The sequence below is a fragment of the Neobacillus sp. GCM10027624 genome (genome assembly GCF_042675345.1).
Lineage (GTDB): Bacteria > Bacillota > Bacilli > Bacillales > Cytobacillaceae > Neobacillus > Neobacillus cucumis_D.
Genome location: NZ_JBHTHD010000032.1, coordinates 29,890 through 51,579, shown reverse-complemented (window position 1 = coordinate 51,579; position 21,690 = coordinate 29,890). Strand labels below are relative to the sequence as shown.

General features: G+C 40.4%; 35 protein-coding genes. All 35 read right to left on the bottom strand.

Features of this window, described 5'->3' with window-relative positions:
• Positions 1–44: 44 nt before the first annotated feature.
• On the bottom strand, positions 45–785 hold the full coding sequence (gene truA, locus ACFQZ9_RS29535; RefSeq protein WP_498946887.1) for a tRNA pseudouridine(38-40) synthase TruA: 741 nt from the start codon (positions 783–785) through the stop codon (positions 45–47).
• A 14-nt stretch (positions 786–799) separates the two neighbouring features.
• Positions 800–1,597: an energy-coupling factor transporter transmembrane component T family protein gene (locus ACFQZ9_RS29530; RefSeq protein ID WP_198313603.1), complete on the bottom strand. Its 798-nt coding sequence runs from the start codon at positions 1,595–1,597 to the stop codon at positions 800–802.
• On the bottom strand, positions 1,594–2,463 hold the full coding sequence (locus tag ACFQZ9_RS29525) for an energy-coupling factor ABC transporter ATP-binding protein (protein WP_198313604.1): 870 nt from the start codon (positions 2,461–2,463) through the stop codon (positions 1,594–1,596). Before ACFQZ9_RS29525 ends, ACFQZ9_RS29530 begins: the two co-directional genes overlap by 4 nt.
• Complete coding sequence (locus ACFQZ9_RS29520) at positions 2,439–3,278, bottom strand: energy-coupling factor ABC transporter ATP-binding protein (protein ID WP_198313605.1); 840 nt, start codon at positions 3,276–3,278, stop codon at positions 2,439–2,441. The genes ACFQZ9_RS29525 and ACFQZ9_RS29520 overlap by 25 nt, the downstream gene beginning before the upstream one ends.
• A 371-nt stretch (positions 3,279–3,649) precedes the next feature.
• Positions 3,650–4,012, bottom strand: a complete 363-nt coding sequence (gene rplQ / locus ACFQZ9_RS29515; RefSeq protein ID WP_026574310.1) for a 50S ribosomal protein L17 — start codon at positions 4,010–4,012, stop codon at positions 3,650–3,652.
• 66 nt (positions 4,013–4,078) lie between these two features.
• A complete protein-coding gene (locus tag ACFQZ9_RS29510; protein WP_198313606.1) occupies positions 4,079–5,023 on the bottom strand; it encodes a DNA-directed RNA polymerase subunit alpha in 945 nt (314 codons plus the stop codon).
• 177 nt (positions 5,024–5,200) lie between these two features.
• Positions 5,201–5,590 carry a 30S ribosomal protein S11 gene (gene rpsK / locus ACFQZ9_RS29505; protein ID WP_026574109.1) on the bottom strand — a complete coding sequence of 130 codons (390 nt, stop codon included), beginning with the start codon at positions 5,588–5,590 and terminating at the stop codon, positions 5,201–5,203.
• A 21-nt stretch (positions 5,591–5,611) separates the two neighbouring features.
• Complete coding sequence (gene rpsM, locus ACFQZ9_RS29500; protein WP_026574108.1) at positions 5,612–5,977, bottom strand: 30S ribosomal protein S13; 366 nt, start codon at positions 5,975–5,977, stop codon at positions 5,612–5,614.
• A 24-nt stretch (positions 5,978–6,001) separates the two neighbouring features.
• Complete coding sequence (gene rpmJ / locus ACFQZ9_RS29495; protein WP_000868344.1) at positions 6,002–6,115, bottom strand: 50S ribosomal protein L36; 114 nt, start codon at positions 6,113–6,115, stop codon at positions 6,002–6,004.
• 36 nt (positions 6,116–6,151) lie between these two features.
• Positions 6,152–6,370 carry a translation initiation factor IF-1 gene (gene infA / locus ACFQZ9_RS29490; protein ID WP_034676129.1) on the bottom strand — a complete coding sequence of 73 codons (219 nt, stop codon included), beginning with the start codon at positions 6,368–6,370 and terminating at the stop codon, positions 6,152–6,154.
• Positions 6,371–6,672: 302 nt separating this feature from the next.
• Positions 6,673–7,323 (bottom strand): nucleoside monophosphate kinase, encoded by a 651-nt coding sequence (locus ACFQZ9_RS29485; RefSeq protein ID WP_498946884.1) that lies wholly within the window; start codon positions 7,321–7,323, stop codon positions 6,673–6,675.
• A gap of 56 nt (positions 7,324–7,379) precedes the next feature.
• Positions 7,380–8,675, bottom strand: a complete 1,296-nt coding sequence (secY, locus tag ACFQZ9_RS29480) for a preprotein translocase subunit SecY (RefSeq protein WP_498946883.1) — start codon at positions 8,673–8,675, stop codon at positions 7,380–7,382.
• Complete coding sequence (gene rplO, locus ACFQZ9_RS29475; protein WP_498946882.1) at positions 8,675–9,115, bottom strand: large ribosomal subunit protein uL15; 441 nt, start codon at positions 9,113–9,115, stop codon at positions 8,675–8,677. Before rplO ends, secY begins: the two co-directional genes overlap by 1 nt.
• Positions 9,116–9,147: 32 nt before the next feature.
• Positions 9,148–9,327 carry a 50S ribosomal protein L30 gene (rpmD, locus tag ACFQZ9_RS29470; RefSeq protein ID WP_026574104.1) on the bottom strand — a complete coding sequence of 60 codons (180 nt, stop codon included), beginning with the start codon at positions 9,325–9,327 and terminating at the stop codon, positions 9,148–9,150.
• A 13-nt stretch (positions 9,328–9,340) separates the two neighbouring features.
• On the bottom strand, positions 9,341–9,841 hold the full coding sequence (gene rpsE / locus ACFQZ9_RS29465; RefSeq protein WP_026574103.1) for a 30S ribosomal protein S5: 501 nt from the start codon (positions 9,839–9,841) through the stop codon (positions 9,341–9,343).
• A gap of 24 nt (positions 9,842–9,865) precedes the next feature.
• Positions 9,866–10,228 carry a 50S ribosomal protein L18 gene (gene rplR / locus ACFQZ9_RS29460; protein WP_026574102.1) on the bottom strand — a complete coding sequence of 121 codons (363 nt, stop codon included), beginning with the start codon at positions 10,226–10,228 and terminating at the stop codon, positions 9,866–9,868.
• A gap of 33 nt (positions 10,229–10,261) precedes the next feature.
• On the bottom strand, positions 10,262–10,798 hold the full coding sequence (rplF, locus tag ACFQZ9_RS29455; protein ID WP_498946880.1) for a 50S ribosomal protein L6: 537 nt from the start codon (positions 10,796–10,798) through the stop codon (positions 10,262–10,264).
• A gap of 31 nt (positions 10,799–10,829) precedes the next feature.
• The gene (gene rpsH, locus ACFQZ9_RS29450; RefSeq protein ID WP_026574100.1) at positions 10,830–11,228 is read right to left on the bottom strand and encodes a 30S ribosomal protein S8; all 399 of its coding nucleotides are present in this window, start codon (positions 11,226–11,228) and stop codon (positions 10,830–10,832) included.
• Between the two features lie 30 nt (positions 11,229–11,258).
• Positions 11,259–11,444, bottom strand: coding sequence for a 30S ribosomal protein S14 (rpsN, locus tag ACFQZ9_RS29445; RefSeq protein ID WP_009499044.1), 186 nt, complete (start codon positions 11,442–11,444; stop codon positions 11,259–11,261).
• Positions 11,445–11,468: 24 nt separating this feature from the next.
• A complete protein-coding gene (gene rplE, locus ACFQZ9_RS29440; RefSeq protein ID WP_026574099.1) occupies positions 11,469–12,008 on the bottom strand; it encodes a 50S ribosomal protein L5 in 540 nt (179 codons plus the stop codon).
• Positions 12,009–12,035: 27 nt separating this feature from the next.
• Positions 12,036–12,344: a 50S ribosomal protein L24 gene (rplX, locus tag ACFQZ9_RS29435; RefSeq protein WP_198313633.1), complete on the bottom strand. Its 309-nt coding sequence runs from the start codon at positions 12,342–12,344 to the stop codon at positions 12,036–12,038.
• Positions 12,345–12,380: 36 nt separating this feature from the next.
• The gene (rplN, locus tag ACFQZ9_RS29430; protein WP_026574097.1) at positions 12,381–12,749 is read right to left on the bottom strand and encodes a 50S ribosomal protein L14; all 369 of its coding nucleotides are present in this window, start codon (positions 12,747–12,749) and stop codon (positions 12,381–12,383) included.
• Between the two features lie 39 nt (positions 12,750–12,788).
• The gene (gene rpsQ / locus ACFQZ9_RS29425) at positions 12,789–13,052 is read right to left on the bottom strand and encodes a 30S ribosomal protein S17 (protein WP_026574096.1); all 264 of its coding nucleotides are present in this window, start codon (positions 13,050–13,052) and stop codon (positions 12,789–12,791) included.
• Between the two features lie 21 nt (positions 13,053–13,073).
• Positions 13,074–13,274, bottom strand: a complete 201-nt coding sequence (rpmC, locus tag ACFQZ9_RS29420; protein ID WP_026574095.1) for a 50S ribosomal protein L29 — start codon at positions 13,272–13,274, stop codon at positions 13,074–13,076.
• Positions 13,264–13,698, bottom strand: a complete 435-nt coding sequence (gene rplP, locus ACFQZ9_RS29415) for a 50S ribosomal protein L16 (protein WP_026574094.1) — start codon at positions 13,696–13,698, stop codon at positions 13,264–13,266. The genes rpmC and rplP overlap by 11 nt, the downstream gene beginning before the upstream one ends.
• Before the next feature lies 1 nt (position 13,699).
• On the bottom strand, positions 13,700–14,356 hold the full coding sequence (gene rpsC, locus ACFQZ9_RS29410) for a 30S ribosomal protein S3 (RefSeq protein ID WP_026574093.1): 657 nt from the start codon (positions 14,354–14,356) through the stop codon (positions 13,700–13,702).
• Positions 14,357–14,359: 3 nt separating this feature from the next.
• Positions 14,360–14,701 (bottom strand): 50S ribosomal protein L22, encoded by a 342-nt coding sequence (gene rplV, locus ACFQZ9_RS29405; RefSeq protein ID WP_042453964.1) that lies wholly within the window; start codon positions 14,699–14,701, stop codon positions 14,360–14,362.
• Between the two features lie 17 nt (positions 14,702–14,718).
• A complete protein-coding gene (rpsS, locus tag ACFQZ9_RS29400) occupies positions 14,719–14,997 on the bottom strand; it encodes a 30S ribosomal protein S19 (protein ID WP_026574091.1) in 279 nt (92 codons plus the stop codon).
• A 60-nt stretch (positions 14,998–15,057) separates the two neighbouring features.
• Positions 15,058–15,888, bottom strand: coding sequence for a 50S ribosomal protein L2 (gene rplB, locus ACFQZ9_RS29395; RefSeq protein ID WP_198313610.1), 831 nt, complete (start codon positions 15,886–15,888; stop codon positions 15,058–15,060).
• 29 nt (positions 15,889–15,917) lie between these two features.
• The gene (gene rplW, locus ACFQZ9_RS29390) at positions 15,918–16,202 is read right to left on the bottom strand and encodes a 50S ribosomal protein L23 (RefSeq protein WP_133339218.1); all 285 of its coding nucleotides are present in this window, start codon (positions 16,200–16,202) and stop codon (positions 15,918–15,920) included.
• Positions 16,202–16,825: a 50S ribosomal protein L4 gene (gene rplD / locus ACFQZ9_RS29385; protein ID WP_198313611.1), complete on the bottom strand. Its 624-nt coding sequence runs from the start codon at positions 16,823–16,825 to the stop codon at positions 16,202–16,204. The genes rplW and rplD overlap by 1 nt, the downstream gene beginning before the upstream one ends.
• Positions 16,826–16,854: 29 nt before the next feature.
• A complete protein-coding gene (gene rplC / locus ACFQZ9_RS29380; RefSeq protein ID WP_026574087.1) occupies positions 16,855–17,481 on the bottom strand; it encodes a 50S ribosomal protein L3 in 627 nt (208 codons plus the stop codon).
• Positions 17,482–17,520: 39 nt separating this feature from the next.
• Positions 17,521–17,829: a 30S ribosomal protein S10 gene (gene rpsJ, locus ACFQZ9_RS29375; protein ID WP_007085291.1), complete on the bottom strand. Its 309-nt coding sequence runs from the start codon at positions 17,827–17,829 to the stop codon at positions 17,521–17,523.
• A 439-nt stretch (positions 17,830–18,268) separates the two neighbouring features.
• Entirely contained in the window at positions 18,269–19,456 is a 1,188-nt protein-coding gene (gene tuf, locus ACFQZ9_RS29370; protein ID WP_026574086.1) for an elongation factor Tu, read from the bottom strand.
• Between the two features lie 128 nt (positions 19,457–19,584).
• Positions 19,585–21,666 (bottom strand): elongation factor G, encoded by a 2,082-nt coding sequence (gene fusA / locus ACFQZ9_RS29365; protein ID WP_198313612.1) that lies wholly within the window; start codon positions 21,664–21,666, stop codon positions 19,585–19,587.
• Between the last annotated feature and the right edge of the window lie 24 nt (positions 21,667–21,690).

The following is a 21,690-nucleotide window of genomic DNA, read 5'->3' as shown; positions in this document are numbered from 1 at the left end:
ATGTCAAGAAAATGTTACACCAGGATGGGTTGTTACTCGAACTTTTATTTGTAAAATACCTTCCATAAGTACAAACCATGCGCTGGAGCTGTTTTTCCGGCAAACTTTCTATCCTTCGCCTGTAAAACTTGGGGTAGATCTGATGGCTTCCTATCTCCAGAGCCGACCTCTAACAATGTTCCAACTAAAATTCTCACCATATTATATAAAAAGCCATTTCCTACAAAACGAAAGATAAGCATATCTTGATCAACTGTTATCTCAATCGATTCAATCGTACGAATCTTATCTTCTACCTCCGTCTTTGCGGAACAGAAGCTTGTAAAATCATGTGTCCCAAGTAAATAGTGAACAGCCTCACTCATCGCATCCACATTTAATTTATAGGGAAACTGGTAGGCATATTTTCGCTGAAATGGGTCTCTCTTAGTGGACAGCCGCAGAACATAGCGATATTCCTTTCCAACAGCATCAAAACGCGCATGAAACGAATCATGCACCTTCTCAACCGATAGCACGGCAAGATCCCCCGGTAATAAGGAATTTAGGGCTGCTACCCACTTCTCCTCTGGAATTTGAAGCGGCGAATCAAAATGAATCACCTGGCCCTTTGCATGAACACCAGCATCTGTTCTACCTGAGGCAGCAACCCTCACAACATTTCCCTTATGGATTTTTGTTAAAACATTTTCCAGTACCAATTGGACTGTGCGTTTATTCAGCTGAATCTGATAACCGGAAAAATCAGAACCATCATATGAAATTATGCATTTATAGCGGTTCATTTCGTTTCGCCCCATTACGAACGTAATAAAATTAAAAGAATACAAAGTATAACAAGTATCACGATTTGGATGGAATCACGATTATTCCAGCTCAATTGCCGGTATTTCGTTCTACCCTCACCGCCACGGTACCCTCTTGCCTCCATCGCGACAGCCAACTCTTCTGCTCGTTTAAAAGAACTAACGAATAACGGAATAAGTAAAGGAATAACAGCTTTCATACGTTCCTTAATGGGCCCGCTTGAAAACTCAACTCCTCTGGCAATTTGCGCTTTCATGATTTTATCCGTTTCCTGCATGAGAGTAGGGATGAATCGTAGTGCGATGGACATCATTAGAGCCATTTCGTGAACTGGAAAGCGGACCTTTTTTAAAGGATGCAACAGTGTTTCAAGTCCATCTGTTATTTCAATTGGTGTCGTCGTTAACGTTAATAAGGATGTCATTAATATTAACAAAAAGAATCTTAATGAAATGAAAATCCCCATCCTAAGTCCTTCATCATAAACCTTCACTGGACCTACATGAAAAAGAAGGTTCCCTTCTTTCGTAAATAAAAGCTGCATGACAAAGGTAAATAAAACAAGCCAAATGATGGGTTTTAAACCGGTATATAAAAAGCGAACGGGAATTTTTGATAAACCAATCATAAAAAAAGTATAAATTCCAATAAGTGCATAGGTCATCCAATTGTTTGCCAGAAAAATAATGCAGACAAATAAAAATATAATGATTAACTTAGAACGTGGATCCATCCTGTGAACAGCGGAGTCTGCAGGTACAAATCGCCCAAAAATCATTTTATCCATCATACCCGTTCACCTCTGCTTATTAGGGCTGTTACAGCAGAAGATAGCTGTTCAATGGTTAAATAAGTTTTCCCAAGCTTTTTACCCATAGCTTTTTCAAGCTTAAGTTGAAAACGGACCACTTCTGGAACATCTAATCCCATTTGGAGTAACTCTTCTGTAGCGGTAAAAATCTCCTCAGGTGTTCCCTTTTTAACAACCTTTCCTTGTTGCATAATCACGATTTGTTCTGCATACTGAGCGGCATCCTCCATACTATGAGTAACCAAAATCGTTGAGAGTCCTCTTTCCTTATGCAAACGATAAAACATATCCATAATTTCCTTGCGGCCCCTTGGATCTAAACCAGCGGTGGGCTCATCCAAGACAATTACGTCAGGTTCCATGGCAAGGACGCCTGCAATGGCTACCCGACGCATTTGGCCTCCTGATAGGTCAAATGGTGACTTTTCTAATATTTCCTCTGATAGTCCAACATGTTTAAGTGCAGTCCTAGCTCTCTCTTTTGCCTCTTGTTCAGAAACCCCAAAATTCATGGGGCCAAAAATAATATCCTTTTCGACGGTTTCTTCGAATAATTGATGTTCCGGGAACTGAAAGACAATTCCCACCTTTTGCCGAATTGGTTTAAGATTTTTATTTTTCTGCTTGGCTTTTATTTCATGGCTTCCTATTACTACCAAACCTGCAGTCGGTTGTAAAAGAGCATTTAAATGCTGTAATACGGTCGACTTTCCAGAGCCGGTATGTCCAATAACAGCCAGGTAGGTTCCCGTTTTAATATCGATTGAAACATCTTCAATGGCCAGCCGCTCGAAAGGGGTATTCACTTGATAACGATATTCTACATTCTGCAGTGAGATGTCCATATCTCTGTCACCAACTCTTCTTCCGTTAAATAATGTTTCGATAATTCAATTCCTTTTTGGCGGAAAGCTTTACTCATTTTCACGGAAAAAGGGATATCTAGACCCAATTGAATTAACTCTTCATCCATCGAAAAAATTTCCTCAGGAGTCCCCTCACGGTATACCTCCCCACGATTCATGACAATCATCCGGTCAGCTTTAGCTGCCTCTTCTAAGTCATGTGTGATGGATATAACAGTCAGCTGTTTTTCGTCCTTCAACGTTCGGACGGTCTCTAACACTTCTTCTCTACCTCTAGGGTCAAGCATGGATGTCGCTTCATCTAAGATAATAATAGAAGGTCTAAGAGCTAGTACACCCGCAATGGCCACACGTTGTTTCTGGCCGCCTGAAAGATGGTGGGGCTCTTGATTAAGAAATTGATCCATTTTGACTTTTCGTAAAGAATCTTCAACCCTCTGGACCATTTCATCCCTAGGTATTCCATGATTTTCTAAACCAAAAGCCACATCATCCTGAACAGTTGTCCCCACAAATTGATTATCTGGGTTCTGAAATACCATTCCTAATTTTTCCCGAATATCCCAAACAGATTCTTCCGTTAATTTCAAACCACAAACAGTAATCTCACCTTGCTGCGGAAATTGGAGACCATTTAAAAGTTTTGCAGTAGTAGACTTCCCAGAGCCATTATGGCCCACAATGGCCAGCCACTCCCCTTCGAAAATATCAAAGCTTACATTTTCGAGAGCATAGCGGTCCTGCGAATCATATTTAAAAGATACATTGTCAAGGGATACAATTGGTTTTTTCATGAGTGATTTCCCCCTACTCAACTAAAACAGAACTAAACTCAACTCATATTTTACTACATACAAAAAAAGCCTGCACCTCTTCCCTGGCAGGAACGAAATTTCATCTGCCGATTTAACAGGAATTCCAAAATGGAAATGGGAGAGGTGCATGAGCTAGACAAGACGTGAAAAGAATAATCTAATAAGGCCAATAGATATTCCTCCAGAGAGGCATTACTGCTTCATATGTGCTCCTAAAAAATATAGGGGTCACGCTCATCGTAACGCTCTTTTTGGCTTGGTTCGTACGTATATAAGATATTGATACAGCAAAAGGGCAAAGAACAAGTTTCATTATAAACTGTCCAGCGCCCTTGTTGTCTGATAAGGAATTAAACTAACTCGATAATTACCATTGGCGCACCGTCACCGCGGCGAGGTCCAAGTTTCATAATGCGAGTGTATCCACCTTGGCGCTCTTGGTAACGAGGAGCGATATCAGTGAAAAGTTTTTGTAATGCGCTTGTATTGTTCTCAACATCAGCAACCTCATTACGAACGTATGAAGCAGCTTGACGGCGAGCATGTAAATCACCACGTTTACCTAAAGTGATCATTTTTTCAACAGTTGAACGAATTTCTTTCGCACGAGTTTCTGTTGTTTCAATACGCTCATTGATAATTAAATCAGTTGTTAAATCACGAAGCATAGCTTTACGCTGTGCACTTGTGCGTCCTAACTTTCTGTATGCCATGAAGGGTTCCCTCCTTTGTTGAAGTCATTAAAAAAATCATCGCAATCAGACGAATGCTTGAATGAACTAGTCGTCTTTACGCAAGCCTAATCCTAGTTCTTCTAGTTTCGCTTTTACCTCTTCTAGAGATTTGCGACCTAGGTTTCGTACTTTCATCATATCTTCTTCAGTCTTATTAGCTAATTCCTGAACAGTATTAATGCCAGCACGCTTTAAGCAGTTATAAGAACGAACGGATAGATCAAGTTCTTCTATTGTCATCTCTAGAACTTTTTCTTTCTGATCTTCTTCTTTTTCAATCATAATTTCAGCATTTTGAGCCTCGTCAGTTAACCCAACGAATATATTCAAATGCTCGGTCAAAATCTTCGAACCAAGAGCAATCGCTTCTTTTGGCCCAGTGCTTCCATCTGTCCAAACATCAAGCGTTAGCTTATCATAATTTGTCATTTGACCTACACGAGTGTTTTCTACCTGATAGGACACTCTTGCTACCGGAGTATAAATAGAATCAATTGGAATCACACCAATCGGTTGATCCTCACGCTTATTTTGTTCTGCCGGTGTATAGCCGCGTCCGCGTCTAGCAGTTAAACGCATGCGAAGATGACCGCTTGAAGCTAATGTTGCGATATGAAGATCAGGATTTAAAATCTCAACATCACTGTCATGCGTAATATGACTACCCTTGACAGGACCTTCACCTTGAACATCGATTTCAAGTGTTTTCTCTTCATCAGAGTAGATTTTAATAGCTAATTTTTTAATGTTTAAAATGATGGATGTTACATCCTCTACGACGCCTTCAATTGTTGAGAACTCATGAAGTACCCCATCGACCTGAATCGATGTAACAGCGGCACCTGGGAGTGAAGATAATAGGATACGACGTAAGGAGTTACCCAAAGTGGTACCATATCCACGCTCAAGTGGCTCTACGACGAACTTCCCGTACTTGGCATCATCGCTGATCTCAACCGTTTCGATTTTTGGTTTTTCTATTTCGATCATCAATTAACCCTCCTTCAAAACGTCGAAAACCTCGATTAGGTAAATGATCTAACCGAAATTCCCCCATGTATACGTTCCCGTTTTGTGCACAACAACTGGAATAAATCTTCTGTATGAACGGAAAAATTAGTATCATATCCCATTATAGACAGGGATACGAAAGTCTATACAGAAAAATTAAACACGACGACGTTTTGGTGGACGGCATCCATTATGAGGAACAGGAGTAACATCTTTAATTGCTGTTACTTCAAGACCAGCAGCTTGAAGAGCACGAATTGCAGCTTCACGTCCTGCACCTGGTCCTTTAACCGTTACTTCTAGCGTTTTCATACCGTGTTCGATAGAAGTTTTTGCTGCTGTTTCAGCTGCCATTTGCGCTGCGAATGGAGTAGATTTACGAGAACCTTTAAATCCAAGCGCACCTGCACTTGACCATGAAATTGCATTACCATGAACATCAGTAATTGTTACAATTGTGTTGTTAAATGTTGAACGGATATGTGCAATACCTGATTCAATATTCTTTTTAACACGACGTTTACGTGTATTCGTCTTACGTGCCATTTAAATAACCTCCTTTGCCGATTACTTCTTCTTGTTCGCAACAGTCTTACGAGGACCTTTGCGTGTACGAGCGTTGTTTTTAGTATTTTGTCCACGAACCGGTAAACCACGACGATGACGTAATCCGCGGTAGCAGCCGATTTCCATTAAACGCTTAATGTTAAGAGAAATTTCACGGCGAAGATCACCTTCAACTTTTAATTTGTCGATGATATCACGGATTTTGTTTAATTCGTCTTCAGTTAGATCACGCACACGTGTATCTTCAGAAACACCAGCTTCTGCTAAGATTTTTTGTGCTGTATTTTTACCAATACCATAAATGTAAGTTAACGAGATAACTACACGCTTTTCACGTGGAATATCTACACCAGCAATACGTGCCATATTTTAGCGCACCTCCTTCAAAAATTAACCTTGTTTTTGTTTATGTTTAGGGTTTTCACAGATAACCATAACTTTTCCGCGTCTACGGATAACTTTGCACTTTTCGCAGATCGGTTTAACAGATGGTCTTACTTTCATTATCCTAACCTCCTTAGTAGTACGGAGTGCAAGCAATTATTTAAAGCGGTAAGTAATTCTTCCGCGTGTCAAGTCATATGGAGAAAGCTCAACAGTCACTTTGTCACCCGGAAGGATTCGAATGAAGTGCATTCGAATTTTACCCGAAACATGAGCTAGCACAGTATGACCATTTTCTAATTCTACCTTAAACATTGCATTTGGCAAAGTTTCAAGGACCTTACCTTCAATTTCAATAACATCATCTTTGGCCATTGGACACGTCTCCCTTCTCTTTTCAGATTGTCATTTATTTAAAAACTAGTGCAAGTGCAAATCAAAGCTCAACTATACGATTATAGCATAATGACCTGTACCACGTCTTCTAGTAACAATTAGAAATTAAAATTTCTATGCCAGGCTTTTGACGCGGTTTCTTTTAACTTCCATCATCATGTAAGTTTTGCCAAACACTGAGTCCGGCATACTCATATAATTGAAAACCGCTTGCATCCACAAAAGTTAGAATCTTTTCGGAGATGTTCGAGAGACATTTAGCCTGGTTATGCATTTGATCATTAGATTAAATTCCCTAGCAATCGCTCAATGTCAGCAAATACTACATTAATATCCTGCTGCCCGTTGATCGTACGTAAATATCCCTTAGTTTCATAGAAATCTAATAATGGCTGGGATTGTTTAATATTTACATCCAAACGATTTTGTACAGTTTCTGCATTATCATCTGCCCGTTGGTACAATTCTCCGCCGCAGCGATCGCATTTCCCTTCATGAGCTGGTGGGTTAAACACAAGATGATAAGTAGCGCCACAATCCTTACAGATACGGCGCCCTGTTAAGCGCTCCATTAGGATATTCTTGTCAACATCAATGTTAATACAATAGTCAATTGACCTGTTTAGTTCAACAAGAAGTGTTTCCAATGCTTCAGCTTGAGGTACTGTTCTAGGAAAGCCGTCGAGTAAGAATCCTTTTTGACAGTCTTCTTTACTTAATCGCTCACGAACAATTCCGATTGTTACTTCGTCCGGAACAAGTTCACCTTTATCCATGAAGGATTTAGCTTTTAAACCTAGATCTGTTCCTTCTTTCATCGCTGCACGGAACATATCTCCAGTAGAGATATGAGGGATGCCGTATTTTTCAACTATTCTTTCGGCCTGTGTGCCTTTACCGGCACCCGGAAGCCCCATTAATACTAAATTCACACGTATTCCCCCTCGTGCTATTGATAGGTTTTAAGGGGACTCGAGCCCCCAAACCTTTATTTTATAAAACCTTTATAATGACGCTTAACCAGTTGAGCCTCAAGCTGTTTCATCGTATCAAGAGCGACCCCGATAACGATTAGCAGGCTTGTTCCTCCAATTTGTGCTGATTGCGGAAGATTCCCTATCTTAATAAAGATAACAGGAAGGACCGAAATCGCAGCTAAGAAAAGCGCACCAACAAAAGTTAAACGATATAATACGCGCGTTAGGTATTCTTGTGTACTTTTTCCAGGACGAATACCAGGAATATAGCCGCTTTGCTTTTGTAAGTTTTCTGCAGCTTGTTCAGGATTCACTTGGATAAAAGCATAGAAGTAAGTAAACGCGATAATTAAAGCAGCATATATGATCATCCCAATTGGATGAGAGTAATCAAATATTTTGTTAATCCAAATTGTTACATCGTTTTGCGGGAAGAAAGAAGCAACCGTCCTTGGTGTTACAATAAAGGAAATCGCAAAGATAACAGGAATAACTCCTGCTGCGTTAACCTTTAAAGGCATATGAGTCGATTGTCCTCCTACAGGATTTCGGCCTGCCACAACACGCTTAGCATATTGGATTGGAATTTTACGATTTGCTTGTTGGATAAAAATAACACCCACAACAATAGCAATAACAGCAATCGCAATGATCACAACAGTTACAATTCGTAAAAATAACGCCTCACCGGCATTTTCAAACTGTTGAACAAAAATTTGTTTCACAGTGGTTGGGATCCCGGCAACAATACCTGCAAAGATGATAATGGAAATTCCATTTCCAACACCTTTTTCAGTAATTTGCTCACCGAGCCACATTAAGAATGATGTACCTGCAGTAAGAACAACTGCAATTAATAAATAGGTACCAATTCCAGGGTTTTCAATCAATTGGCCATTAGCAAGATTATTGAAACCGTAGGACATACCTAATGCTTGGATAAATCCAAGCACGACAGTAGCATAACGGGTAAACTGAGCAGTTTTCCGGCGACCGGCTTCTCCCTGCTTGGACCATTCTGTGAATTTTGGAACAACATCCATTTGTAAAAGCTGGATAATAATTGATGCAGTAATATACGGCATAATACCCATTGCAAAGATGGAGAATTGTTTTAACGCTCCACCACCAAAAGTATTTAAAACACCGAATACACTAAGTTTATCCTGCGCGCTAAGTACATCAGCATTTACATTAGGCACAGGAATAAATGTACCTAGACGAAAGACTACTAACATTAAAAGGGTGAATAGGATCTTTCGTCTTATATCACCCACGCGCATAAAATTGGAGATTGTTCGGAACATTAGATCACCTCAACGTTTCCACCGGCAGCTTCAATTGCTTCTTTGGCGGCAGAGGAGAATTTATGAGCTTTTACAGTCAATTTTTTCTCAACGTTCCCTTTTGCAAGAATTTTAATTCCTGCTCTTTCGTTCTTAACAACGCCTGATTCGATAAGAAGTTCTGGAGTAACTTCTGTACCTTCTTCAAAGCGGTTTAGAGCATCAAGGTTTACAACCGCAAATTCTTTACGGCTGAAATTCGTAAAACCACGTTTTGGTAAACGACGGAATAAAGGTGTTTGACCACCCTCGAATCCTAGGCGAACACCGCCGCCAGAACGAGCGTTTTGTCCTTTATGACCTTTACCAGCAGTTTTACCTTGACCAGAACCGATACCACGTCCTAAACGTTTACGCTCTTTACGTGAACCCTCTGCAGGTTTTAATTCATGAAGTTTCATATTGGCACCTCCTTATGAAAGAAAACAATTAATTATTGTTCTTTTACTGTTACAAGGTGAGCAACTTTATTAATCATACCGCGAATAGCAGCGTTATCTTGATGCTCAACTGTTTGATTTAATTTACGTAATCCAAGCGCAGTAACTGTCGCACGTTGGTCTTCAGGGCGACCAATTAGGCTACGGTTGAGGGTAATTAATAGTTTCGCCATTTGAATTCCCCCCTTATCCTAACAGTTCTTCTACTGATTTACCACGTAACTTTGCTACGTCCTCAGCACGTTTTAATTGTTTTAAACCATCTACAGTTGCACGAACCATATTAATTGGTGTATTTGTTCCTAAAGATTTTGAAAGGATATCAGCAACACCAGCTAATTCAAGAACCGCACGAACTGGTCCACCAGCGATAACTCCAGTACCTTCAGAAGCAGGTTTTAAAAGGATTTCGCCAGCACCGAAACGACCAATTACTTGGTGAGGAACAGTAGTTCCAACCATAGGTACTTCGACTAAGTTTTTCTTCGCATCTTCGATAGCTTTACGAATCGCATCCGGTACCTCTTGTGCTTTACCAGTACCGAATCCGACATGACCGTTTTTATCTCCAACTACTACAAGAGCAGTGAAACGGAAACGACGTCCACCTTTAACAACTTTCGCAACACGGTTAACCGTAACTACGCGTTCTTCTAGTTCAAGTTTGTTTGGATCAATACGACGCATCTTTTTGTGTCCCTCCTTTGTCTATTAAAATTGTAAGCCGTTTTCGCGAGCAGCATCAGCTAATGCTTGAATACGTCCATGATAAAGGTATCCTCCACGGTCAAAGACAACGTTTGAAATACCCTTTTCAGCTGCACGTTTCGCAACTAATTCTCCGACCTTTTGCGCCGCATCAACATTGCTTGAAGACTCAAGATTTAATTCCTTATCTAAAGTTGAAGCACTTGCTAAAGTAACTCCATTCATGTCATCGATAATTTGAGCATAAATATGTTTATTAGAACGAAACACATTTAGACGTGGACGAGCTGAAGTTCCGCTAAGTTTCGCACGTACTCGAGCATGTCTTTTACGGCGAACAGCGTTTTTATCAAGCTTCGTAATCATTTACGTCACTCCTTTCGTTTACCCATAAGGCGATTACTTACCAGTTTTACCTTCTTTACGACGAACGAATTCACCTTCGTAGCGAATACCTTTGCCTTTATATGGCTCTGGCGGGCGAACTTGGCGAATGTTAGCAGCTAACGCACCAACGCGTTCTTTGTCAGTTCCCTTTACAATAACTTTTGTATTGGAAGGAACTTCAATTTCAAGTCCTTTTTCAGGTTCAATTTCTACAGGATGAGAATAACCAACGTTTAAAACAAGCTTAGTACCTTGTTTTTGCGCACGGTATCCAACCCCGATTAATTCTAAACCTCTTTCGAAACCTTTAGAAACACCTTCAACCATGTTGGCAATAACAGCACGAGTTGTACCATGTAATGCGCGGTGTTCTTTTACGTCTGATGGACGAGAAATGTTGATCACATTCTCTTCAACGTTAATTGTAATATCAGGATTAAAAGTACGAGTTAATTCGCCTTTAGGACCTTTTACAGTAACGGTTTGATTATTTAAAGTAATTGTAACTCCAGCTGGAATTTCAATTGGTTTTTTTCCTACGCGAGACATTTAGTGCACCTCCATTCTTTCAGAAACTCTATTACCAAACGTAAGCTAATACTTCTCCGCCAACTTGTTTTGCACGAGCTTCTTTATCAGTAATAACACCTGTTGAAGTTGAGACTAGTGCAATACCAAGACCATTAAGTACACGAGGTACCTCAGTAGATTTAGCGTAAACGCGAAGACCAGGCTTACTAATACGTTTAAGACCAGTAATAACACGTTCGTTATTTGTACCGTACTTAAGGAAGATACGGATAATACCTTGTTTGTTGTCATCGATAAATTCAACGTCACGTACGAAACCTTCGCGCTTTAGAATTTCAGCGATTTCTTTTTTGATATTAGAAGCAGGTACTTCTAACTTTTCGTGACGTACCATATTCGCATTTCGAATGCGAGTAAGCATATCAGCAATTGGATCTGTCATGACCATTATTTTTACCTCCTTCCCAAACCTTTAGTTTTACCAGCTGGCTTTTTTAACACCAGGAATTTGTCCTTTGTATGCTAATTCACGGAAACAAATACGGCAAAGCTTAAATTTACGATATACAGAGTGTGGACGTCCGCAACGTTCGCAACGTGTGTACTCTTGTACTTTGTATTTAGGCGTGCGCTTTTGTTTCGCAATCATTGACTTTTTAGCCACGTTTTCGCCTCCCTTATTTAGCGATTACTTTTGGAATGGCATTCCAACTTGAGTTAACAACTCACGAGCTTCTTCATCGGTGTTAGCAGTGGTAACGATAACGATATCCATACCACGAACCTTAGTTACTTTATCGTAATCAATTTCTGGGAAGATTAATTGTTCCTTAATACCTAAAGTATAGTTACCACGACCATCGAATGCCTTCTTAGAAACACCACGGAAGTCACGTACACGAGGTAATGATACAGAAACTAATTTATCCAAGAATTGGTACATGCGCTCTCCACGAAGAGTAACCTTTGCGCCGATTGGCATACCTTCACGAAGGCGGAAACCAGCGATTGATTTTTTCGCACGAGTTACGACAGGTTTTTGACCAGTAATTGTAGCAAGTTCTTCTACAGCATTATCAAGTGCTTTAGCATTTTGAACTGCGTCACCAACACCCATGTTAATAACGATCTTCTCAATTTTTGGTACTTGCATTACTGATTTATAATTAAATTTGCTCATTAGAGCAGGAGAAATTTCTTTTACAAATTTATCTTTTAGGCGGTTCACTTATTGTACCTCCCTTCTTAATTTAAACTATTTATCTAAAACTTCACCGGATTTTGCTACGCGTACTTTTTTGCCATCAACCGTTTTGTAACCTACACGAGTTGGGTTACCTGATTTAGGATCGATAGGCATAACGTTTGATACATGAATTGGAGCTTCTTGGCTAATGATTCCACCTTGTGGATTCACTTGAGAAGGCTTAGTGTGTTTTTTAACGATGTTTACACCTTCTACAAGCACACGGGCTTCTTTAGGGTAAGCAGCTAGAATAACACCAGTTTTTCCTTTATCCTTACCAGAGAGAACTCTTACTTTGTCACCTTTTTTCACATGCATCATTAAGCACCTCCTTAAAGGCATATTAATTTAAAATTATAATACTTCTGGAGCTAAAGAAACAATTTTCATAAAGTTGTTTTCGCGAAGTTCGCGGGCAACTGGTCCGAAGATACGAGTACCGCGTGGGCTCTTATCATCTTTGATAATTACACATGCGTTTTCGTCAAATTTAATGTAGGTACCATCAGTGCGACGTGCACCGCTTTTTGTACGTACAATAACAGCTTTAACCACATCACCTTTTTTAACAACGCCACCTGGTGTTGCTTGTTTTACTGTACAAACGATAACATCACCGATACCAGCAGTTTTGCGACCAGAACCACCGAGAACTTTAATAGTAAGTACTTCACGAGCACCAGAGTTGTCAGCAACTTTTAAACGTGATTCTTGTTGAATCATGCGTGTAACCTCCCTTCGGAATGAACATAATCCGAACAATTAAATGATAACTGCTTTTTCTACTACTTCTACTAGGCGGAAGCGCTTTGTAGCTGAAAGCGGACGAGTTTCCATGATACGTACGATGTCGCCAACTTTTGCCTGATTTTGCTCATCATGAGCTTTATACTTTTTAGAGTACTTAACGCGTTTACCGTATAATGGATGCTTTTTGTATGTTTCGACTAAAACAGTAATAGTTTTATCCATTTTGTCAGAAACAACGCGTCCAGTGTAAACTTTGCGTTGGTTACGTTCACTCATTATGTGAACCTCCTCTCACTATTACTTGTTTACGCTGATTTCTCTTTCACGAATCACAGTCTTCATGCGAGCAATCGCTTTGCGTACTTCACGGATACGAGCCGTATTTTCAAGTTGTCCTGTCGCCAATTGAAAGCGAAGGTTGAAAAGTTCTTCTTTTAAAGATTTAACTTTTTGTTCAATTTCAGCAGTGGTTAGGTCACGAAGTTCATTAGCTTTCATTTGATTCACCACCAATTTCTTCACGTTTTACAAACTTACATTTTACTGGAAGTTTGTGCATTGCAAGACGAAGTGCTTCACGAGCGATTTCTTCAGAAACGCCAGCGATTTCAAACATAATTTTTCCTGGTTTAACTACGGCTACCCATCCTTCAGGTGCCCCTTTACCAGAACCCATCCGCACCTCTAGAGGCTTAGCAGTATAAGGCTTGTGAGGGAAAATTTTAATCCAAACTTTACCGCCACGTTTCATGTAACGAGTCATTGCAATACGAGCCGCTTCGATTTGACGGTTTGTAATCCAAGATGCTTCTAATGCTTGAAGACCGTATTCACCGAAAGTTACTTCAGTGCCGCCTTTTGCGTTTCCACGCATTTTTCCGCGGTGTTGACGGCGATATTTTACGCGTTTTGGCAATAACATATTATTTGCCTCCTTCCTCAGTTTTCTTCTTAGTAGGAAGGACTTCTCCACGATAGATCCATACTTTTACGCCAAGCTTACCATAGGTAGTATCTGCTTCAGCTGTTGCATAGTCGATGTCGGCGCGAAGTGTATGAAGTGGAACTGTTCCTTCGCTGTAGTGTTCTGAACGAGCAATATCTGCACCGCCTAAACGACCGGATACCATTGTTTTAATACCTTTCGCTCCAGCACGCATTGCACGTTGAATCGCTTGCTTTTGTGCACGACGGAAAGATACACGGTTTTCTAATTGACGAGCAATATTTTCAGCAACTAATTTAGCATCAACATCAGCTTTCTTGATTTCAAGAATGTTGATGTGTACACGTTTGCCAGTTAATGCATTTAATGCTTTACGAAGTGCTTCAACTTCAGTACCGCCTTTACCGATAACCATACCTGGCTTAGCAGTATGAACAGTTACGTTTACACGGTTTGCAGCACGTTCGATTTCTACTTTAGAAACAGAAGCATCTTTTAAACGTTTTGTGATGTACTCACGAACCTTAAGGTCTTCGTGTAAAAGATCAGCAAAGTCTTTACCTGCGTACCACTTAGATTCCCAATCACGGATGATTCCGATACGCAAACCGACTGGATTTACTTTTTGACCCACTGATTATCCCTCCTTCTTTTCTGATAGAACGATTGTAATATGGCTGGTGCGTTTGTTAATTTGGCTTGCACGGCCCATTGCGCGAGGACGGAAACGTTTTAAAGTTGGTCCTTCGTCAACAAATGCTTGTGCAACTACCAAGTTATTTACGTCCATTTCATAGTTATGCTCGGCATTTGCCATAGCAGATTTTAAAACTTTCTCAACGATTGGAGAAGCAGCCTTAGGAGTGAGATTTAAGATCGCCACTGCTTCACCAACTTGCTTACCTCGAATTAAATCGACGACTAAACGTGCTTTACGAGGAGCAATACGAACTGTTCTTGCAACAGCTTTAGCTTGCATTTGGATGCCCTCCTCTCTTAACGTCTGGTTTTCTTATCATCATTACCATGGCCTTTGTAAGCACGAGTTGGAGCGAATTCTCCAAGCTTGTGTCCAACCATGTCTTCAGTTACATATACAGGCACATGTTTACGACCATCATAAACTGCGATAGTGTGTCCGATAAATTGTGGGAAGATCGTAGAACGGCGTGACCAAGTTTTAACAACTTGTTTACCTTCAGTTTCATTTAACTTTTCGATCTTTACCATTAAATGATCATCAACGAATGGTCCTTTTTTTAAGCTGCGACCCATGAATGAACCTCCCTTCGTGACAGTTCTACGGTTCTTCCTTTGAACCGTAGTTCAATCACGTTATTTTTTACGACGACGAACAATAAATTTGTCCGATTTATTTTTCTTCTTACGAGTTTTGTATCCAAGAGTTGGTTTACCCCATGGAGACATTGGTGATTTACGTCCGATAGGAGCGCGGCCTTCACCACCACCGTGTGGGTGATCGTTAGGGTTCATAACAGATCCACGAACAGTTGGACGCTTGCCTAACCAGCGAGAACGACCTGCTTTACCAATGTTAATTAATTCATGTTGTTCGTTTCCTACTTGACCGATTGAAGCACGGCATTCAGAAAGAATCATACGAACTTCACCAGAATTCAAACGTACAAGTACGTATTTGCCTTCTTTACCAAGAACTTGTGCAGATGTACCGGCAGCACGTACCAATTGTCCACCTTTTCCTGGTTTTAATTCGATGTTGTGTACCACAGTACCAACTGGAATATTTGCTAACGGAAGAGCATTACCTACTTTAATATCAGCCTCAGGGCCAGACATTACTTCCATGCCAACCTGTAGGTTTTTAGGAGCTAAGATATAACGCTTTTCTCCATCTGCATAGTTGATTAATGCAATATTTGCAGAACGGTTTGGATCATACTCAATTGTGGCAACGCGTCCAGGAATGCCATCTTTTGTACGTTTAAAGTCAATTAAACGATATTGACGCTTATGGCCGCCACCTTGATGACGAACAGTTAACTTACCTTGGTTATTACGGCCGCCTTTTCTCTTTAACGGAGCTAATAGAGATTTTTCTGGTGTGCTAGTTGTGATTTCTGCGAAATCAGAAGTAGTCATACCGCGACGACCATTGGAGGTAGGTTTGTACTTTTTAATCGCCATTTTGTTTCCCTCCTCTTCTAGATAGATTCTTATGCTTCAAAGAATTCGATTTCTTTGCTGTCAGCTGTTAATTTAACAATTGCCTTACGGCGTTTATTTGTGTAACCACCGAATTTACCCATACGCTTGAATTTACCTTTGTAGTTCATGATGTTTACTTTTTCAACATCAACGCCAAAGATAGTTTCAACAGCATCTTTAACCTGAGTTTTATTCGCTCTAACATCAACTTCAAATGTATATTTCTTTTCAGCCATTAGGTCAGTAGAACGTTCAGTGATAACGGGGCGCTTAATGATATCGCGTGCATCCATTATGCAAGCACCTCCTCTACTTTTTCAACCGCTGCTTTAGTCATGATCAACTTATCATGATTTACAACGTCTAATACGTTGATTCCATCAGCTGTTACAACAGTTACACCAGGGATGTTACGAGCAGATAATGCTACGTTTTCATCTAGGTCAGCAGTAACAATAAGCGCCTTTTTCTCAACAGAAAGACCACCTAATACTGATTTGAATTCTTTAGTTTTTGGTGCGTCGAAAATTAAGTTTTCAAGTACCAAAATGTTTTCTTCTACTACTTTAGATGAAAGTGCTGATTTGATCGCTAAGCGACGCACTTTTTTCGGTAATTTATAGCTATAGCTGCGTGGTGTTGGACCAAATACAGTACCACCTCCGCGCCATTGTGGAGATCGGATAGACCCTTGACGAGCACGACCAGTTCCTTTTTGACGCCATGGTTTACGTCCACCACCGCGTACTTCAGAACGCCCTTTTACTTTATGAGTTCCTTGACGTAATGAAGCGCGTTGCATAACAATTGCTTCAAATAAAACGTGTTGGTTTACCTCAATACCAAATACTGATTCATTAAGTTCGATTTCACCAACTTGTGATCCAGTTTGGTTTAACAATGCTACTTTAGGCATGCTTTTGTTCCTCCTTTCTTATGAAGTAATTATGCTTTTACCGCACTTTTAATTTTTAATAATGATTTTTTAGCTCCTGGAACATTACCTTTGATCAATAATAAGTTGCGTTCAACATCAACTTTTACAATTTCAAGGTTTTGTACAGTTACTTGTTCTCCACCCATACGTCCAGGTAATGCTTTACCTTTAAATACACGGTTTGGAGCAACAGGTCCCATTGAACCAGGACGACGATGATAACGGGAACCGTGAGCCATAGGGCCGCGAGATTGTCCGTGGCGCTTAATTGAGCCTTGGAAACCTTTACCTTTTGAAATTCCTGTTACATCTACAGTTTCACCTGCAGCGAAAATATCAACCTTGACTTCTTGACCAACTTCATACCCTGCAACATCAACTCCGCGAATTTCGCGAACGAAGCGCTTAGGAGCAGTATTAGCTTTTGCAGCATGGCCCTTTTCTGGTTTGTTAGCTAATTTCTCACGTTTGTCATCAAATCCGATTTGGATTGCTTCGTAGCCATCAGTTTCAACTGATTTCTTTTGAAGAACAACGTTTGCAGCAGCTTCAACAACAGTAACTGGGATTAAATTGCCGTTTTCAACAAATACTTGAGTCATACCAATCTTTCTTCCTAAGATTCCTTTGGTCATTTAGTCACACCTCCTATAATTTATGTTCATTTATTTTTATTAAAGTTTAATTTCGATATCAACACCAGATGGTAAATCTAAACGCATTAACGCATCAACTGTTTGTGGAGTTGGATTAACGATGTCGATTAGACGCTTATGTGTCCGCATTTCGAATTGCTCACGAGAATCTTTGTACTTATGAACCGCACGAAGAATTGTGTAAACAGATTTTTCAGTTGGTAGTGGAATTGGACCCGATACTGCCGCACCTGAACGTTTTGCTGTTTCTACGATTTTCTCTGCAGATTGATCAAGAATTCTGTGATCATACGCTTTTAAACGGATACGAATTTTTTGTTTTGCCATTATTTTCCCTCCTTTATCGCCTATTTTCTTAAATAGACATACTCAGTGAAAATTTCCCACACACTCGCCATGGCAAAGCGGCCGGGTGTGTCAGCAACCTTCCACATCATCGCAGTCAAAGACCAACATTGTCTATTATACATAAAACATAAAGTAAACGCAACATTTATTACGAATTTCTTTAATGTTTCTTGTGCTTAGCACACTTTTAATATTATAACTGCACATATCATTAATTTCAATAGTAAAAATGAATCTCCAATAATATCCTATGTGGATTTCACGATTACCTTTGAAGTTGCAAAATTCGTAAAAGTAACTATATCTTATATAATAGAAGAAACTCGTTTTTTGGTATGATTAACGGTTTCAACACCTGGGTCTTTTCCATAAAAAAAGCAGATGGATCGTCACCCATCTGCTTTTTACTATTTACTTATTAAGCTTGGATTGTAGTAATAGAACCAGATCCTACAGTACGTCCGCCTTCACGGATTGAGAATTTAGTTCCTTCTTCGATTGCAACTGGAGCGATTAGCTCAACAGTCATTTCGATGTGGTCGCCAGGCATAACCATTTCAGTACCTTCTGGTAGGTTAACAACACCAGTGATATCAGAAGTACGGAAATAGAATTGTGGACGATAGTTTGAGAAGAATGGAGTATGACGTCCACCTTCTTCTTTTGTTAATACGTATACTTGAGCTAAGAATTTAGTGTGTGGAGTGATGGACTTTGGTTTAGCCAATACTTGTCCACGCTCGATTTCTTCACGTGCAACACCACGAAGAAGAGCACCGATATTGTCTCCAGCTTCTGCGAAATCAAGAAGCTTACGGAACATTTCTACACCTGTTACAGTAGTAGATTTTGGTTCTTCAGTGAAACCTACGATTTCAACTACGTCACCAACTTTAACTACACCACGCTCAACACGACCTGTAGCAACTGTACCACGGCCAGTGATAGAGAATACATCCTCAACTGGCATCATGAATGGCTTATCAGTGTCACGAGTTGGAGTTGGGATAAATTCGTCAACTGCGTTCATAAGTTCAAAGATTTTTTCTTCCCATGCAGCTTCGCCTTCTAATGCTTTAAGAGCAGAACCTTTGATAACTGGAGTGTCATCGCCAGGGAAGTCGTATTCAGAAAGAAGATCACGAATTTCCATTTCTACTAATTCAAGAAGTTCTTCATCGTCAACCATGTCACACTTGTTCATGAATACAACAAGGTAAGGTACACCAACCTGACGAGATAATAGAATGTGCTCACGAGTTTGTGGCATTGGACCATCAGTTGCAGATACAACTAGGATACCGCCGTCCATTTGCGCAGCGCCAGTGATCATGTTTTTAACATAGTCAGCGTGTCCTGGGCAGTCAACGTGTGCGTAGTGACGAGCATCAGTTTCATACTCAACGTGTGCAGTAGAGATAGTGATTCCACGTTCTTTTTCTTCAGGAGCACCATCAATTTGATCATATGCACGTGCTTCTGCTTTACCAGACTTAGCAAGTACAGAAGTGATTGCAGCAGTTAATGTAGTTTTACCATGGTCAACGTGTCCGATTGTACCAATGTTAACGTGTGGCTTTGAACGGTCGAATTTAGCTTTTGCCATTTTGGAAAATCCTCCTTTGGATTATAAAAGTTTAAGTATATTTAAGTGGAAACTGTAAATTGGTTGTCCTGAATTACAGTTTCCATTCTTACATAAGTAGTTATACTTTAAATAAAGGTGAAAATCAATTATTCACCTTTATTTTTTTTGATGATCTCTTCAGAAACAGATTTTGGAACTTCTTCATAGTGGTCAAAGTGCATAGAGAATACTCCACGACCTTGTGTACTTGAACGAAGTGCTGTTGCGTATCCAAACATTTCTGAAAGTGGAACCATTGCACGAACTACTTGTGCGTTACCGCGAGCTTCCATACCTTCAACACGGCCGCGACGAGCAGTGATTTGACCCATGATATCCCCTAAGTATTCTTCAGGGATAACAACTTCTACTCTCATCATCGGTTCAAGGATAACCGGTTGACACTTAGAAGCAGCATTTTTAAGAGCCATTGAAGCGGCAATTTTAAACGCCATTTCAGAGGAGTCAACATCATGGTAGGATCCATCGAACAATCTTGCTTTTATATCCACTAATGGATAACCAGCAAGAACACCGCGATCTAGTGCATCTTCAAGACCAGCTTGAACTGCAGGGATGTATTCACGAGGAACAACACCACCGACAATACCGTTTTCGAATTCGAATCCTTTTCCTTCTTCGTTAGGTGAGAATTCAATCCAAACGTGTCCATATTGTCCGCGACCACCAGATTGACGAGCAAACTTACCTTCTACTTGCGCTGAAGCACGGAAAGTTTCACGGTATGCAACCTGAGGTGCACCTACATTTGCTTCGACCTTAAATTCACGACGCATACGGTCAACGATGATATCAAGGTGAAGTTCACCCATACCAGCGATGATAACTTGTCCAGTTTCCTGGTCAGTATGTGCACGGAACGTTGGATCTTCTTCTTGAAGCTTTTGTAAAGCAGTTGTCATTTTATCTTGGTCTGCTTTAGATTTAGGTTCAACAGAAAGTTGGATTACTGGCTCAGGGAATTGCATAGACTCCAGGATAACAAGGTTTTTATCATCACATAGAGTATCACCAGTTGTTGTATCTTTAAGACCTACAGCAGCAGCAATGTCGCCGGCATAAACCTTAGAGATCTCTTGACGGCTGTTTGCGTGCATTTGCAGGATACGTCCGATACGTTCGCGCTTTCCTTTAGTAGAGTTTTGGACATATGATCCAGACTCTAAAGTACCAGAGTATACACGGAAGAACGTTAATTTACCAACATAAGGGTCAGTCATAACTTTAAATGCAAGAGCAGCAAATGGCTCTTCATCACTTGAATGACGCTCAAGAACCTCATCTTCATCATCCACTGCATGACCTTTGATTGCAGGTACATCTAATGGTGATGGAAGGTAATCGATAACAGCATCAAGCATTAACTGAACACCTTTGTTTTTGAAGGCAGATCCACAGATTACTGGATAGAATTCAACATTAACAGTACCTTTACGAATTGCTGCTTTGAGCTCTTCTTTAGTGATTTCTTCACCGCCAAGGTATTTTTCCATTAATTCTTCATCTAGTTCAGCAACTGCTTCAACTAATTTTTCACGATATTCTTCAGCTTGAGCACGATGTTCTTCTGGAATTTCACGAACTTCGATATCTGTACCTAAGTCGTTTCCGTAGAATACTGCATTCATTTCCACAAGGTCAATGATGGCTTCAAACTGATCTTCAGCGCCAATTGGCAACTGAATTGCATGTGCATTCGCTTGTAAACGGTCATGAAGTGTTCCTAGTGAATAAAGGAAGTCAGCTCCGATTTTGTCCATCTTGTTTACGAATACTACACGTGGTACACCATAGGTTGTTGCTTGACGCCAAACTGTTTCAGTTTGCGGTTCAACACCTGATTGTGCATCAAGGACGGCTACTGCACCATCAAGTACACGAAGAGAACGTTCAACTTCAACAGTGAAGTCTACGTGTCCTGGTGTGTCGATGATGTTTACACGGTGACCGTGCCATTGAGCAGTTGTTGCAGCGGATGTAATGGTAATTCCGCGCTCCTGTTCTTGCTCCATCCAGTCCATCTGTGACGCGCCTTCATGTGTTTCACCGATTTTATGAATCTTACCAGTGTAGTAAAGTACACGCTCAGTGGTGGTTGTTTTACCGGCATCGATGTGAGCCATGATGCCGATATTGCGAGTGTTTTCTAAGGAGAACTCTCTTGCCATTGGGTCTTTCTCCTTCCTAGTATG